At 77.3% G+C, this 353-nt stretch carries 1 protein-coding gene; it reads left to right on the top strand.

All coding sequences use genetic code 11. From position 1 onward, the window contains the following. A partial coding sequence (locus IH13_RS0134005) for an ROK family protein (protein ID WP_037843208.1) occupies positions 1-353 on the top strand: 353 nt, incomplete at both ends.

The raw sequence follows: 353 nt of genomic DNA, 5'->3' as shown, positions 1-353 counted from the left end.
CACGGCCCCGAAGGCCCCGCCCCGGACCCGGTGGCCGCCGCGATCCTGGACGAGACGGCCGAATGCCTGGGGGCCGCCCTGGCCGACCTCATCAACCTCTTCCTGCCCGCCCGGATCCTGCTCGGCGGTTGGGCCGGGCTGCTGATCGGTCCCCACCTGCTCCCGGAGATCCGGCGGTACGCCCAGGAGTACGCCCTCGGACACGCGGCGGCCCGCACCACGATCGACCTCGGACATCTGGGACCGGACGCGGTGACGGTCGGCGCCGCGACGCTGCCCCTCTCGGACTTCCTGGCCCGCGGCGGCACCCGGCCCGCGCCGGATCCGGCCCGCGGTACCGCCCCCGGCCCGGG

Origin of the sequence: Streptomyces sp. NRRL WC-3549 (genome assembly GCF_000721935.1) — a bacterium.
GTDB lineage: Bacteria > Actinomycetota > Actinomycetes > Streptomycetales > Streptomycetaceae > Streptomyces.
Note: the sequence above shows the minus strand (reverse complement) of the source record. Positions and strands in the feature narration are given on the sequence as shown.